Origin of the sequence: Herbaspirillum lusitanum, from assembly GCF_046025995.1 — a bacterium.
GTDB classification, from domain to species: domain Bacteria; phylum Pseudomonadota; class Gammaproteobacteria; order Burkholderiales; family Burkholderiaceae_D; genus Herbaspirillum; species Herbaspirillum lusitanum_A.
In genome coordinates, this window is the sequence record NZ_JAQQFM010000001.1 from 359,805 (window position 1) to 373,459 (window position 13,655).

Genomic DNA, 13,655 nt, shown 5'->3' on the forward strand with positions numbered 1-13,655 from the left:
CTGGCCGATGTCGGCGGCACCAACGCACGTTTCGCACTTGAGCTGGCGCCGGGTCGCATCGATGCGATCCAGACGCTGCGCGGCGCCGACTACAAGGAATTTTCCGACGCTGTGCAAGCCTATCTGAACGGCTTCGGACATGCGCCGGTCAAGCATGCGGCGATCGCCATCGCCAACCCGGTGCAGGGCGACCAGATCCAGATGACCAACCACGACTGGGCCTTCTCGATTGAAGCCACGCGCAAGCTGCTCGGGCTCGATACGCTGCTGGTGGTCAATGACTTCACCGCACTGTCGATGGCCCTTCCGCATCTGGAACCCAATCACTGCAAGCAGATCGGCGGCGGCACCGCGCAGGCTGAAAGCGTGATCGGGCTGGTCGGCGCCGGCACCGGCCTGGGCGTCGGAGGCCTGCTGCCAAGCGAGGGTAAATGGATTGCGCTGGCCAGTGAAGGCGGCCATGTCGCGTTCTCGCCCTTCATCGAACGCGAGGCGAAGATTCTCTCCTATTGCTGGCGCGAGTACGAGCACGTCTCGGCCGAACGCCTGATTTCAGGGCCCGGCGTCGAGATGATTCATCGCGCGCTCAATGACATTGACGGACGCGCGGCAGAAGAATTGCCGGCGGCGCAAATTACCGAGCGTGCGCTTGAGGGCAAGGATGCGGTCTGCGTCGAAACGCTGGATATCTTCTGCGGCATGCTGGGCACGCTGGCGGCCAACGTCGCGGTAACGCTGGGCGCAGTCGGCGGCATTTATATCGGCGGCGGCGTGGTGCCGCGACTCGGTGAATATTTCGCGCGCTCGCCGTTCCGCGCACGCTTCGAAAACAAGGGCCGCTTCCGCGCCTATGTGGAAAAGATTCCGACCTTCGTCATCACCGCACCCTACCCGGCTTTCGTCGGCGTCGCGGCAATTTTGTCCGAGCGACTGGGCGGCGGCAACGCGGTGCCCTTCCTCGAACGCATACGCAAGGTGCAGTCGCAATTCTCGCCGGCCGAAGAACGCGTCGCCAGCCTGATACTCGCGCATCCGCGCGTGGTGATGAACGAACCGATTTCTGAAATCGCGCGGCGCGCCAATGTCAGCCAGCCGACCGTGATCCGTTTTTGCCGCACCATGGGTTGCCAGGGACTGGCCGATTTCAAACTGAAGCTGGCCTCAGGCGTGACCGGCAATGTGCCGGTGGCGCACAGCCAGGTGCAAGGCGACGATGCGCCGCTGGACGTGGCGGCCAAGGTGGCCGACAACACCATCGCCGCCATGATGCAGCTGCGCGACAATCTGAATGCGGACACGCTGACGCAGGTAGTGGATCTGCTGCACGAGGCCGGCCGCGTGGAATTTTACGGTTTCGGTAATTGCGGGCTGGTGGCGCAGGACGCGCAGCAGAAACTGTTCCGTCTCGGCATCCCCTGCAGCGTCGCCACCGATCCGCAATTGCAGGAAGTCTCGGCCTCCATGCTCAAGCGCGGCGACGTCGCGGTGATTATTTCCAACTCCAGCCGCCTGCGCCATCTGGCGCCGACCGTGGAAGCAGTACTGGCCTCAGGCGCCACCATCGTCGCGCTGGCGCCGACCAACTCGCAGCTGGCCAAGCGCGCGCATCACACGCTGGCAGTGGAACATGACGAAGATAGCCTGGTGCATATCCCGACCATGTCGCGCATTCTGTTTTTGTTGCTGATCGATATCTTGGTGGTCAACCTCAGCCTGCATCGCTCCAGCCCCATCGGCGAATTGCGACGTCAGGCCAAACGCGGCATTCTGAATCACTTGCCGCTGGATGCAGGGGCGCCAACGCAGGACGAACCGGACGATGCAGCTGATGAGGCCGGGCCAAACGGCGACGGTCGGGCAGGAAAATAAATCGGCGAGCGGCGAAAGCAAGAAAGAGAAATGCATGCAGCGCATCGGATTTGATGCGCTGTTTTCTTGTGCGGCATTTTGTGCGGCGTGGAGAAGCGCAGAAGTACGGACCAACCAATACGGCATCGAAAAAATCGGTCTGCCTGAAATCTGCGCGGTGGAATTTGCTCTGCGGCGTGCAGGCTTGCTTGCAATCGCCTGAAGATGGAACAATCCGAAAAATCACATGCTGCGGACTGTCATGAAAAGATAAGAGGCGAGCCTTGTCTGCGGCACTTGCGGGGAATGGCTGTGGCTGCTTCGTTCCCGACCTGACCAGGTTGACCATGCCACAATGCGCAGGGGCCCGCCGACGCGCATTGTACTCCATATTGTCGCGGCGCAGTAGCCGCCGATGTGAATCAGTGAAATCGGCGCGATGAAAACTCGTCTTCACAAAACAGGCTGTGCCTCTGCAAGCCTTATGCAGCAGGACTTTCAGGACAGGCCACCCAAGCATCAAGCCCGCCATATCCGATGAATTCTGCTGAACGGAAATCACCGTCAACGCAAGCATCATCACGGAAGCGCTGCGAAAAATTGCTAAACAATTTCGTCGCGCGCACCTCCTGATTGCCATTTTCCTCGTCGCCGATGAGCGCCCTTTCGCGATTTGATCACCGATCTGAATTCAGGAAGCGCGGGCAAAATCAGATACCCAACTGCTCCCAGATATCGTCGACGCGCTTTTTCACTTCAGGCGTCATGGCTATCGTCGTACCCCATTCACGATTGGTTTCACCTGGCCATTTATTTGTGGCATCGATTCCCATCTTGCTGCCGAGACCGCTGATCGGCGAAGCGAAGTCGAGATAATCGATAGGCGTGTTATCCACCATCACGGTGTCTCGTACCGGATCGACGCGCGTGGTGATAGCCCAGATCACTTCCTTCCAATCGCGGATATCAACGTCTTCATCCACCACCACGATGAACTTGGTGTACATGAACTGGCGCAGGAAACTCCAGACCCCGAACATGACGCGCTTGGCATGGCCGGCGTAGGACTTCTTCATCTGCACGATGGCCATGCGGTAGCTGCAGCCTTCCGGCGGCAGATAGAAATCGGTGATTTCGCTGAACTGCTTCTGCAGCAGCGGAATGAACACCTCATTGAGCGCCACGCCCAGTACCGCGGGCTCATCAGGCGGCTTGCCGGTATACGTGGAGTGATAAATCGGATCGCGCCGCATGGTGATGCGGTCGATGGTGAATACCGGAAACCAGTCCTGCTCATTGTAATAACCGGTGTGATCGCCGTAGGGACCTTCGAGCGCATGCTCATAGCCGGTGGGATGAGATTCGTCTGGATAGATATGCCCTTCGAGCACGATCTCGGCCGAGGCCGGCACCCGCAGTTCGCTGCCGATGGCCTTGACCAGCTCGGTGCGGCTGCCGCGCAGCAGACCGGCAAACTGATACTCCGACAAGTTGTCCGGCACCGGCGTCACTGCACCTAATATAGTAGCCGGGTCGGCACCGAGCGCGACCGCCACCGGATAAGGTTTGCCGGGATTGGCGATGCAGTGTTCGCGGAAGTCCAATGCGCCGCCGCGATGTGCCAGCCAACGCATGATGACCTTGTTGCGGCCGAGGACCTGCTGTCGGTAAATGCCCAGATTCTGGCGCTTCTTATTAGGACCTTTGGTAATCACCAGGCCCCAGGTAATAAGAGGGGCGACATCGCCCGGCCAGCAGTGCTGAATCGGCAGACGATCGAGGTCGACATCATTGCCTTCCCACACGATGTCCTGACACGGCGCCGAGCGCTGTTCCTTGGGCGCCATGTCCCACAGCGACTTGACCAGCGTGCCGAGATTGAGCACATCCTTGAAACCTTTAGGCGGCTCAGGCTCTTTCAGTCTTGCCAATAAATGACCGATGCGACGCAGCTCGCTGACGTCTTCGGCCCCCATGCCCAGCGCCACGCGACGCGGCGTGCCGAAAAGATTCGCTAAGACGGGGATATTTTTTTGAGAAGGACGCTCAAACAAAAGTGCCGGACCTCCTGCCCTGAGGGTCCGGTCACAGATTTCCGTGATCTCCAGATGAGGCGAAACTGGCGTAGAAATGCGTTTAAGTTCGCCTTTTTGTTGTAGTTGAGAAATAAAATCACGTAAATCTGCGTATTTCATAAATTTTCACAAGTTTCTTACATCACTGCCGGGGATCAGATATCCCGGCCAAACGGTTGATTCTATTGATTTTTGGTGAAGGACCTAGAAAAATATGATACACAAAAGTTATATAAAACGCTTTCAATAGTATTGACTTGATATAAAGTGGCTTCTACAATGCGCGCACTCTCAAGCAAAGAGACCGGGCATGAAGTCCGAATTCAAGCTTCACATTCAAGCTTGCAAGGCATACCAGGGACCGGGGTCCCATAACTTTTAAAGAAGTGTCATCCAAGGCGTCAGCCTTATCCCCCGAACATGGTTATCTGTTGCACCGGCCAGCAGGCCGCGCAGATAGCACTTGCCGTAACGCCTTGCGACGGTAACGCAATAAATTGCGACACACAAAGATAGCGACTGGTCTTCACTTCTTGGCCGGCACGTCCTCTGTTTGCCGCAATAACGCAGGAGGTTCAATGTCAAACCAGGCTACCGAGGCGCCGTTAGATAGCGCCCAGCAGTTGGTTCATCGCGCCGCGAACTGGACGACGTCCGCTCGCAGCAGAATTGCTTATTTTTTCACCGCCGCACATCGTATTGTCACGCTGCTCGGCATCGCCGCCCTGTTCGTTCTGGGTCTGATGTTTTTCAACCCTGACCTGGCGGATCGTCTGATCGGCATGTCGCCGTTCTCGGACAACGCTGAAGAGCAGGATGTGGCGCAAGCAGCCGCACCGCCGCTGTCGCAATTGATGCCTGCCGCAGGCGCCGTAGAAACGGTGCCCGTGGTCGAAGCAGCAAGCGCCGCCACGCTGACCGCAGAAGATCGCGCCATGCTGGGATCGGCGCGTCAGCAAAAGCTGGTGACCGGCTGGCTGGCCAAGCGCTATCGCGTGGCCAATGATGCAGCCGACATGCTGGTGTCCGCCGCCTATCTGACGGCCAAGGACATCAAACTGGATCCGCTGCTGATCTTGTCGGTCATCGCCATCGAATCGCGCTTCAATCCCTTCGCGGAAAGCCCGATGGGCGCGCAAGGCCTGATGCAAGTCATGTCCAAGGTGCACCACGATAAATTCCAGGAACTGGGCGGCATCAAGGCTGCACTCAATCCTGTGGCGAACATCCGTGTCGGCTCGCAGATCCTGAAGGAATATGTGACACGCGGCGGTTCGGTAGAAGCGGGCCTGAAGACTTATGTGGGCGCAGCCGAGATGAACAACGATGGCGGCTACGGCGTGAAGGTACTGTCCGAATACCAGAATCTGAAGCAAGTGGCGATGGGCAAGAATATCTCCATCTTCACCACCAATCTGATCAAGCTGCCGCCGGCAGCGGCGCCTAGCGTGTCGGCCAGCGCCGGCCCGGTGCCGACCAGCCCAGTCAATCCGGCAACCCCGGCCAAGGCTGCTCAACCGAATAACATTGCGGCTGCCAACAAGCCGAAAGTGGAAGAACAACTCGCTGCTTTATGAGCGTGTTGCGCTTGAATATTACCGGTATTCAACACGCAAAAAAGAGGAGCCTTCGGGCTCCTTTTTTTCGCCGGCATTTTCATGCGGCGTCTTTCTTTTTGAGCGGCGAGTTGCCCGCAGCACCTCAGGCTGCGGCGGATTTCACTTTGCGCGCATCAAAAAACCTGCGCAGACGCGCGACCGCGTCCTGAAGATTTTCCATCGAAGTCGCATACGACAGACGGATATACGTATTGGCGGTGAACGGCCCGAAATCCAGACCCGGCACCAGCACCACGCCCGCTTCATTGAGCATGTCGATGGTCAGCTGATCGGCATCGTCGCTCAGCGCACTGCAATCCGCGTAGACATAAAATGCGCCGTCCGGCGTCACCGGCACCTTGAAACCCAGACTCTCCAGCGCCGGCACGATGTAGTCGCGACGACGTTTAAATTCGGCCTTGCGCTCTTCATAGATGGCGATCGATTCTGGCGTGAAGCAAGCCACGCCCGCATACTGCGCAATCGACGATGCGCAGATGAAAAGATTCTGCGCCAGCTTTTCGACCTGCGCCACCATGCGCTCCGGCAGCACCAGCCAACCCAGACGCCAGCCGGTCATGTTGAAGTATTTGGAGAAGCTGTTGATCACGATCACATCGTCGTCCAGCGACAGCGCCGAGAACGGTGCTCCTTCATACGACAGGCCCTGATAGATTTCATCGACAATCGCAAAGCCCTTGCGCGCGCGCACTTCGTCGATGATGGCCTTCAACTCATCCGGCAGAATCGACGTGCCGGTGGGATTTGAAGGCGATGCCAGCAAGACGCCACGCGTGACATCGGTCCAATGCGCCCTGACCATTTCTGCAGACAGCTGGAAACGATGCTCAGGACCGCTGGAGATCAGCTTGGCCTTGCCTTCGAAGGCGGCGACGAAATGGCGATTGCATGGGTAGCAGGGGTCCGGCATCAGTACCTCGGCATCCTTTTCCACCAGCGCCGCACAGGCCAGCACCAATGCAGCCGAAGCGCCGGCCGTGACGACGATGCGCGATGGCGCAATCTCCAGGCCGTACACGCTGCGATAGTGATCCGAGATCGCGGCACGCAATTGCGGCAAGCCGGTGGCCGAGGTGTATTGCATTTTGCCGTCAGCCATCGCTTGCGTCGCTGCTGCGACCACCGCGGGCGGCGCCGTGAAATCCGGTTCGCCGATGCCCATGTGAATGATGTGACGCCCTTCCTGCTCCAGCCTGGCGGCCATCTTGGCCAGCTCCATCACGTGAAAAGGTTCGATGTTCTGCAAACGGGAGGCGAATTCGTTCAGGCTCATGGCAGGAAATATGAAAAGAGTGGGATGAATGGTAGGGAGAAGAATCGGAGCGCCGAGCATCACGGTCATGGCGGTCATGCACCGACGTAATGTCCAGGCGCCACACTGAAGATGAACGCCCGATGTCTTGCGCTGCTACAGATACCTTTGCGCCATCTGGCTGAATCAGCCGTGATGCATGCATTCAGGCGGACAAAAATCCGGCCGGCCGCGTGATCCGGATCCACATCGAAGTCCGGCCTTGCCGGCCGGCCCGACTGAGGATGATCACAGCGCCCGACAACTCAGCCGCTGCGATCTCATCCGGTCAACATGCTCAGCGGCGCGCGGCCTGCACTTCAGTCGCGCGTGTCTGCGCCGCGAAACGATCCAGTACGCCGTTGACGTACTTGTGACCGTCGATACCGCCGAAGGACTTGGTCAGCTCGACTGCTTCGTTGATCACCACCTTGTAAGGAATCTCGATGTGGTTCTGCAGCTCGTAGGCGCCGATCAGCAATGCAGCATGTTCAACCGGCGACAGCTCGGTGATGGGACGATCGATCAGCGGCGTCAGGCCGGCGCGCAGAATCTGCACATCCTTGATGGTGCCGTTGAGCAGCGTATCGAAGTGCTCGGCATCGGCCTTGTCGAAGCCGTGTGCTTCGCGGATGTTGGCCTCGATGGCACCGCTGTCTTCGTGGTTAAGCAACCACTGATACAGGCCTTGCAATGCGAACTCGCGCGCGCGGTGACGCGGCGTGCGGTTCTTGTTCGAATTGGCGTGTTGGCTGGTTTTGTTCGACATGATGAATAGGCTCAAGGCCGGTTATGACTTCTGTTGCATCGCGTGCCGCCGCTTCGATTCGGATTCAATCAAGGATCTGCGACGGCCGCTCATTCTGACTGACAGGGAAAAACTTGATACGGTTTGACACTGCCTGAAACGCCAGCCTGCTTCATCCGGCATCGATGCACAAGCATGCTGTCGCATCCATGCCGGCAAAGCGGCTTATTCTTCTTCGCCGGCCTGTGCCAGCTCTTCCAGCGCAATCGCCAGATTGGCCATTTCGACCGCCACGCGCGCTGCATCGGCGCCCTTTTCCGCCATGCGGGCTTCGGCTTGCTCGTCGTTCTCGGTGGTCAGCACGGCATTGGCAATCGGCAGACCGAAATCCAGACCGATACGCGTGATGCCGGCGCCGGATTCGTTGGAGACCAGCTCGAAGTGATAGGTCTCGCCGCGAATCACCGCACCCAGCGCAATCAAGGCATCGAACTGTTCGGTCTCGGCCATCTTTTGCAGGCCCAGCGGAATTTCCAGCGCACCCGGCACTGTTACGTGCAGGATGTCTTCGTCCGCTACGCCCAGATGCTTCAGTTCGGCCAGGCAGGCGGCCAGCAGGCCGTGGCACACGTCCTCGTTGAAGCGCGCCTGTACGATACCGATGCGCAGGTTCTCGCCGCTCAGGTCTGCTTCATATGTTCCAATGGTCATGGCTTTTTCCTTTTACGTTGACTTGTGTCGTGATGAATTGAGTTACTCGGCATCGCGGGTCAGGTAACCGGATACTTCCAGATTGAAGCCGGTCATCGACGGCATCTTGCGCGGACTCGACAACAGCTTCATCTTGCGCACGCCGATATCCTTCAGGATCTGGGCGCCGATACCGTAGGTGCGCAGGTCCATGCGATCAGCGCGGGCCGGCTTGCGATCCTTGTTGCACGCTTCATTGAGCGCGCCGAAGGTCTGGAACATCTGCTCCGCCGACTCTTCGCAATTGAGCAGCACCACCACGCCGCTGGGCGAGGCTTGAATCTTTTTCATGGCCGCCGCCAGATTCCACGAGTGCGTGGTTTCCTCGGCTTCCAGCACATCCAGAATCGACACCGGCTGATGCACTCGCACCAGCGTTTCCAGATCGCTCTGAACGTCGCCATGCACCAGCGCCAGGTGAGCGCCGCCGCTAGGCTTGTCGCGATAGGCGATGGCCTTGAAGCTGCCGTGCACGGTCTGCATCTGGCGTTCGGCCACGCGCTCGATGATGCTCTCGTGCTGGCTGCGGTAATGAATCAGACCGGCAATTGTGCCGATCTTGAGTTGATGCGTTTCGGCAAATTCCATCAGGTCCGGCAGACGCGCCATGGTGCCGTCGTCCTTGAGGATTTCGCAGATCACGGCGGCCGGCGTCAGGCCCGCCATCTGGGTCAGATCGCAGCCGGCTTCGGTATGGCCGGCGCGCATCAGCACCCCCCCCTTTTGGGCGCGCAGCGGGAAGATGTGGCCGGGCTGGACCAGATCCGATGGCTTGGCATTTTTGGCTGCCGCGACCTGAATGGTGCGTGCGCGGTCGGCTGCGGAGATTCCGGTGGTCACGCCCTCGGCCGCTTCGATCGACACCGTGAAATTGGTGCCGAACTGGGTGCCGTTGCGCGCCGCCATCATGCTCAGATCGAGCTGATCGCAATGTTCTTCGGTTAGGGTCAGGCACACCAGACCGCGGGCGTGCTTGACCATGAAATTGATCGCTTCAGGCGTCACGAAATCGGTCGCGAGAATCAGGTCGCCTTCGTTTTCACGGTCTTCTTCATCGACCAGAATCACCATGCGTCCGGCACGTAATTCGGCAACGATTTCTTCGGTAGAGGCGAGTGGCATATTGGAATGGCTGGTAACTTTGTAAGACCCGCTATTTTAAAGGATTTGCGCCCTTAAAACGGGGCATCGCCGCACTTCATTGATGCAGCGCATGTTGTCGCTCCGTCATGCCTTGAAATGATTGCGGACTTATGTGCTCAGATCTTCAGGCGCGCTCGTCGGCATGTTCTTCGGATACGCGGCGGGTACGCGCCAGGGCTTCCAGCAACAGGTCGGCATCGCCGGCCGCCAGCTTCTTTGAATCCGACAGCGTCTGACGAAACGCCCGCGCACCCGGCACGCCGGCCAGCAAGCCCAGCATGTGACGCGTGATGCTGTTCAGACGCAGGCCTTTGCCATTGTCGCCATGCAACTCCAGCTGACGCCGGATATACGGCAGCATGGCCGCGATCACCTGCTCACGGCTAGGGTCGAGCGCGCCGGGCCGGTCGGCGTAATACAGCGCATCGAAACCAGCCATCAGGAAGGGATTGTGGTACGCCTCGCGACCCAGCATCACGCCGTCGACATGCTGCAGATGCTGATCGATCTCAGCCACGGTCTTGATGCCGCCGTTGATGATGATTTCCATCTCGGGGAAATCACGCTTGAGCTGATAGGCAAAATCGTATTTGAGCGGAGGAATCTCGCGGTTCTCTTTCGGGCTCAGGCCTTTGAGGATTGCATTGCGCGCATGCACGATGAAAGTGCTGCAACCGGCCTCGGCGATCTGGCCGACGAAGTCGCGCACGAAATCGTAGGATTCAACACTATCGATACCGATGCGATGCTTCACGGTCACATCGATAGAAACCGCATCGCGCATGGCCTTCACGCAATCAGCCACCAACGCCGGCTCGGCCATCAGGCAGGCGCCAAACGCACCGCGCTGCACTCGCTCGGAAGGACAACCGCAGTTCAGATTGATCTCGTCATAGCCCCACTGCTCCCCCAATTTGGCGCTATGCGCCAGATCGGCCGGCTCGCTGCCGCCGAGCTGCAAGGCGACCGGATGCTCTTCCTCATTGAAATTCAAATGACGCGCCACATCGCCGTGCAACAGCGCCCCGGTCGTCACCATCTCGGTATACAACCAGGTATGACGGGTGATCTGGCGATGGAAGACGCGGCAATGCCGGTCGGTCCAGTCCATCATCGGGGCCACGGATATCCGGCGCTTACCGTAAGTCTTTGATTTCATAAAGATAAACTGCTATTTCAAGGGGAGGCTTTTACTTAGACAGCAAGAGCAGAAACTTGATTGACTGGCGCCATTTCATTACCTGACAGCATCAAATTTGCATCGACAGAATCGTGAGCAATACCAGGCGAAGCGACGCGTAGATTGCCCAGATTCGCTAAAAAGGGCATAAGTTTATCAGCAAGTCTCTCTCCGATAAGGGGATGGCTCAGGAATGGGCGCACAAAGTCGAGCGCGACATGGATACGTTGGATTTCCACGACGGCATGACCTTATCCCGCCCGCTGTGAGCGAATTCACTAATGAATATTTCGCCGAAATGCGGCAAGACAGAGCGTTCGGACGCAACAAACGGCCCCCTCCTGCGCTGTGCTAGCCCGGAGTGCACTTCGCCAGCACCGAGGTCGCCTGCAGCAGACGATCGGTGGCTTCATTACGCGCGCCCAAAAACACGCGAAATAATTTCCTGATTTCAATATCAGTAGCTTTACCCAGGCGGTGCACAGCCTCAAAAGCCGAAAAGGTTTTGAGACTTTTCTCATATAAGTATCGAGACCAAAAAAGCACAATGACATCACTGCATCAGACAGCACAAACAAGCGCGATGCACAGACTACAGCTTACTTTCTTGGGAAGACATCATGAAAAACCTCATCACCGCCTCTGCCCTGCTCGCCGTTGCTCTGTTCTCCACTCTGTCGCACGCAGCCGATACCGCAGAACTCAAGGTCAAAGGAGTGATCCGCCCATCGGCTTGCGTTCCGAGCTTCAGTGGCGGCGCCGTGGTTGACTATGGTGTGATACCCGCAAGCGTTCTCAAGAAAGGCGCCTACACCCCCATGCCGACAAGAGAAGTCGCCCTGAACATCAAATGCGAAGCACCGACCAAGATCGGCTTCAAGTTTGTTGATAACCGTCACGAGTCCATCGTGACCGAAATGATGCAGTATCCAGAACACAATTTCGGCCTGGGCACGGTTGGCGGAAAGAAGACCGGCGGCTACACCATTGAAATGGCGGGCGTGACCGGCGATGGCGTAGCGGGCCAGGTCCTCTACTCCGGCGATTCGGGCAAAAGCTGGTATCAAGGCGCCAGTGGCCTCAATACATGGCATTTGTTTTCTTTTAATAATGGCGGCTGGAATCCTGGTGCTTACAAAGACGTAACGGCAAAGATCCGGGTCGCCGCCATCATCAACAAGCCGGAAGATCTCGACCTGACGCGTGAAATCCCTCTGGATGGCTCGGCGACAATTGAAGTGATCTACCTGTAAGCCATGCACGTTGGAGAAATCCGACAAACGAATCTTGAGAGTAAGTAGTGATGTAGTCCCTGTAAGTTTGCCCACCTCTCCGAAGGTGGGCTTTTTTTTGTCCGCGTTTTTTTGCATATAAAACCATGGGCGCCAATCGATTCACCACACACATGCGTCTGAAACAAAGATGGAAGCAGCCGAATCCGAAACAGAACTGCAGACCGACTCCGGCGAAGGCGTCACCGCCCGCTGGAAAGACAGAGTCACAAAGAAAACCGGCCAATACGTGGTCGGTGAGACAAGCAAGGCCTCGAGCCAATTGACAGACCAAGGATTTTTGCCAAGGATGCGCGATGCGCAAGGCTTGAAGTTGCAGACCGGCCGTGGCATGCGCATTCACGCAAATTCAGCCATATATGGCCTACCGCACGGACAGGCTCATGCACGCCTCTTAAAATCAGCGCATGGATTGAAGGAAGTCCTTGTTGAAAATTGCCTGGCGTCGCATCGGGCACGACAAGTATGCGACAGAGGCGCGATCAAATTCTGAAGAGCTTCAGGAGGAAATGGCGAATCGACGAAACGGCTGAAAGTCTTCGCTTCTCAAGCGCAGATAATAATGACAAAGCTCTACATCAAGATCGAAGAATTTGTCCGTTTAACCGACTGTACCCCCCTGATCATGGCCCGAAACTGTGATCATTCAGGCCCGCTATCTCCCCCGGTAGCGGGCCTTTTTTTGGGCAAAGAGCGGACATAGCACGTGAACGATGCGCTGTCGCTTATCCGTTCAGAGGGGTGAGCAGTTCGTCGACGCAACGCAGCAGGCCCGCAATCGCAAAGGGCTTGACCAGAACCGCTGCAAACTCAGGAATACGCTGGCCTGGTGAAGGTGGCGTTGCAGAGATGAGCACGATAGGAATATTTTTGTACGAAGCCGATTTCTTGAGCTTTCTGGCCAACTCAATGCCATTCATTCTTGGCATGCGCAAGTCGGTCAGCACGATGGATAACTCATGCAGCTTCATCTGCTCCAGCGCATCTACACCGTCAACGGCTTCAATCACTTTCCTGCCGCTTTCCCTCAGCACGTGCGCCAGCATATACCGAGTGTCGTCATCATCTTCAACGACCAGAACTGCTTGTGTCGTTTCCGTCATAAATGACCGTTTGAGTTAGGATAAATGTGAAATGCCACACACAGTGGCAACAGGATTTCAGTATCACGCATCAGCGCGAAATGCACACGGCCTGCGCGCCTCATTCGGGCGTCAGTCATTACTTACAAGTGGCGTGCGTCGATCCTTCCAAGCTCATCCTTTCTTTGCTCGCACAGCTGTTTGCACTGGCAGGGAAACACCGAGCGGAGCATGCGGACTCGGCTTCCCGAATACTTGAATACGAAGCGGGCAGAACTCCCGCGCGCCATCTCCATCGGATACGATGAATGCGCTATTTTTCAACGTCATCGATACACGAACACAGGAGCTCGATGTGAAAAAAAAGAACTCACTTCTGACCTGCATCTCCAGGATGAAAGATGCGCACCAGATCGCCTGCGATGCCATTGCAGATATTTCCGGAAATTCACGCAGTATCGATGGAAGCGCGTCGCTCACCGTAACAAGAGAGATGTTCCAGCAATATAGGGAGGCGGTGCGGAGCGCGGGCCTTCTTGCATCGCAGGCCCAGATCATCCTGGCGGAATTCGATGACGAGTAGCCCGGTGCGGCTCTTGGCTCGGCCGCAAACATATGCCATGTCCG

Annotated in this window: 14 protein-coding genes and 1 other RNA gene; 6 read left to right on the plus strand and 9 right to left on the minus strand. The window is 57.4% G+C overall.

From position 1 onward, the window contains the following. A complete protein-coding gene (locus PQR62_RS01620; protein WP_408154687.1) occupies positions 1 to 1,869 on the plus strand; it encodes a glucokinase in 1,869 nt (622 codons plus the stop codon). A 34-nt stretch (positions 1,870 to 1,903) separates the two neighbouring features. Next, on the plus strand, positions 1,904 to 2,071 hold the full coding sequence (locus tag PQR62_RS01625) for a hypothetical protein (protein WP_408154099.1): 168 nt from the start codon (positions 1,904 to 1,906) through the stop codon (positions 2,069 to 2,071). Positions 2,072 to 2,121: 50 nt separating this feature from the next. Here PQR62_RS01625 and ffs read toward each other — a convergent pair. Next, positions 2,122 to 2,220, minus strand: an RNA gene (ffs, locus tag PQR62_RS01630) — signal recognition particle sRNA small type. A gap of 338 nt (positions 2,221 to 2,558) precedes the next feature. Continuing rightward, on the minus strand, positions 2,559 to 4,043 hold the full coding sequence (ubiD, locus tag PQR62_RS01635) for a 4-hydroxy-3-polyprenylbenzoate decarboxylase (RefSeq protein ID WP_408154100.1): 1,485 nt from the start codon (positions 4,041 to 4,043) through the stop codon (positions 2,559 to 2,561). 458 nt (positions 4,044 to 4,501) lie between these two features. Between ubiD and PQR62_RS01640 the strand changes: the two genes are divergently transcribed. Next, on the plus strand, positions 4,502 to 5,500 hold the full coding sequence (locus PQR62_RS01640; protein ID WP_408154102.1) for a transglycosylase SLT domain-containing protein: 999 nt from the start codon (positions 4,502 to 4,504) through the stop codon (positions 5,498 to 5,500). Positions 5,501 to 5,624: 124 nt separating this feature from the next. On the opposite strand, the gene PQR62_RS01645 is transcribed toward PQR62_RS01640, so the two are convergent. From PQR62_RS01645 to PQR62_RS01670, 6 genes are all read right to left on the minus strand, one after another. After that, on the minus strand, positions 5,625 to 6,815 hold the full coding sequence (locus PQR62_RS01645) for a pyridoxal phosphate-dependent aminotransferase (protein WP_408154104.1): 1,191 nt from the start codon (positions 6,813 to 6,815) through the stop codon (positions 5,625 to 5,627). A 316-nt stretch (positions 6,816 to 7,131) separates the two neighbouring features. After that, positions 7,132 to 7,602, minus strand: a complete 471-nt coding sequence (nusB, locus tag PQR62_RS01650; protein WP_408154106.1) for a transcription antitermination factor NusB — start codon at positions 7,600 to 7,602, stop codon at positions 7,132 to 7,134. Positions 7,603 to 7,806: 204 nt separating this feature from the next. Further along, positions 7,807 to 8,292 (minus strand): 6,7-dimethyl-8-ribityllumazine synthase, encoded by a 486-nt coding sequence (gene ribH / locus PQR62_RS01655; RefSeq protein WP_408154107.1) that lies wholly within the window; start codon positions 8,290 to 8,292, stop codon positions 7,807 to 7,809. Positions 8,293 to 8,334: 42 nt separating this feature from the next. Then, positions 8,335 to 9,453, minus strand: coding sequence for a bifunctional 3,4-dihydroxy-2-butanone-4-phosphate synthase/GTP cyclohydrolase II (gene ribBA / locus PQR62_RS01660; RefSeq protein WP_408154109.1), 1,119 nt, complete (start codon positions 9,451 to 9,453; stop codon positions 8,335 to 8,337). A 145-nt stretch (positions 9,454 to 9,598) separates the two neighbouring features. After that, the gene (dusA, locus tag PQR62_RS01665) at positions 9,599 to 10,633 is read right to left on the minus strand and encodes a tRNA dihydrouridine(20/20a) synthase DusA (protein ID WP_408154111.1); all 1,035 of its coding nucleotides are present in this window, start codon (positions 10,631 to 10,633) and stop codon (positions 9,599 to 9,601) included. Between the two features lie 35 nt (positions 10,634 to 10,668). After that, a complete protein-coding gene (locus PQR62_RS01670) occupies positions 10,669 to 10,893 on the minus strand; it encodes a hypothetical protein (RefSeq protein WP_408154113.1) in 225 nt (74 codons plus the stop codon). Positions 10,894 to 11,274: 381 nt separating this feature from the next. Between PQR62_RS01670 and PQR62_RS01675 the strand changes: the two genes are divergently transcribed. Then, entirely contained in the window at positions 11,275 to 11,907 is a 633-nt protein-coding gene (locus tag PQR62_RS01675; RefSeq protein ID WP_408154115.1) for a DUF1120 domain-containing protein, read from the plus strand. Between the two features lie 169 nt (positions 11,908 to 12,076). Next, complete coding sequence (locus tag PQR62_RS01680; protein WP_408154117.1) at positions 12,077 to 12,439, plus strand: hypothetical protein; 363 nt, start codon at positions 12,077 to 12,079, stop codon at positions 12,437 to 12,439. Between the two features lie 232 nt (positions 12,440 to 12,671). On the opposite strand, the gene PQR62_RS01685 is transcribed toward PQR62_RS01680, so the two are convergent. Next, positions 12,672 to 13,049, minus strand: coding sequence for a response regulator (locus PQR62_RS01685; protein WP_408154119.1), 378 nt, complete (start codon positions 13,047 to 13,049; stop codon positions 12,672 to 12,674). Positions 13,050 to 13,332: 283 nt separating this feature from the next. Between PQR62_RS01685 and PQR62_RS01690 the strand changes: the two genes are divergently transcribed. Then, positions 13,333 to 13,611 (plus strand): hypothetical protein, encoded by a 279-nt coding sequence (locus PQR62_RS01690; RefSeq protein ID WP_408154121.1) that lies wholly within the window; start codon positions 13,333 to 13,335, stop codon positions 13,609 to 13,611. The last annotated feature ends 44 nt before the right edge of the window (positions 13,612 to 13,655 follow it).

Coding starts and splice junctions, on each gene's coding strand:
- PQR62_RS01625 (WP_408154099.1), top strand. CDS start 1,904: ATGCAGCGCATCGGATTTGATGCGCTGTTTTCTTGTGCGGCATTTTGT.
- ubiD (WP_408154100.1), bottom strand. CDS start 4,043: ATGAAATACGCAGATTTACGTGATTTTATTTCTCAACTACAACAAAAA.
- PQR62_RS01640 (WP_408154102.1), top strand. CDS start 4,502: ATGTCAAACCAGGCTACCGAGGCGCCGTTAGATAGCGCCCAGCAGTTG.
- PQR62_RS01645 (WP_408154104.1), bottom strand. CDS start 6,815: ATGAGCCTGAACGAATTCGCCTCCCGTTTGCAGAACATCGAACCTTTT.
- nusB (WP_408154106.1), bottom strand. CDS start 7,602: ATGTCGAACAAAACCAGCCAACACGCCAATTCGAACAAGAACCGCACG.
- ribH (WP_408154107.1), bottom strand. CDS start 8,292: ATGACCATTGGAACATATGAAGCAGACCTGAGCGGCGAGAACCTGCGC.
- ribBA (WP_408154109.1), bottom strand. CDS start 9,453: ATGCCACTCGCCTCTACCGAAGAAATCGTTGCCGAATTACGTGCCGGA.
- dusA (WP_408154111.1), bottom strand. CDS start 10,633: ATGAAATCAAAGACTTACGGTAAGCGCCGGATATCCGTGGCCCCGATG.
- PQR62_RS01675 (WP_408154115.1), top strand. CDS start 11,275: ATGAAAAACCTCATCACCGCCTCTGCCCTGCTCGCCGTTGCTCTGTTC.
- PQR62_RS01680 (WP_408154117.1), top strand. CDS start 12,077: ATGGAAGCAGCCGAATCCGAAACAGAACTGCAGACCGACTCCGGCGAA.
- PQR62_RS01685 (WP_408154119.1), bottom strand. CDS start 13,049: ATGACGGAAACGACACAAGCAGTTCTGGTCGTTGAAGATGATGACGAC.
- PQR62_RS01690 (WP_408154121.1), top strand. CDS start 13,333: ATGAATGCGCTATTTTTCAACGTCATCGATACACGAACACAGGAGCTC.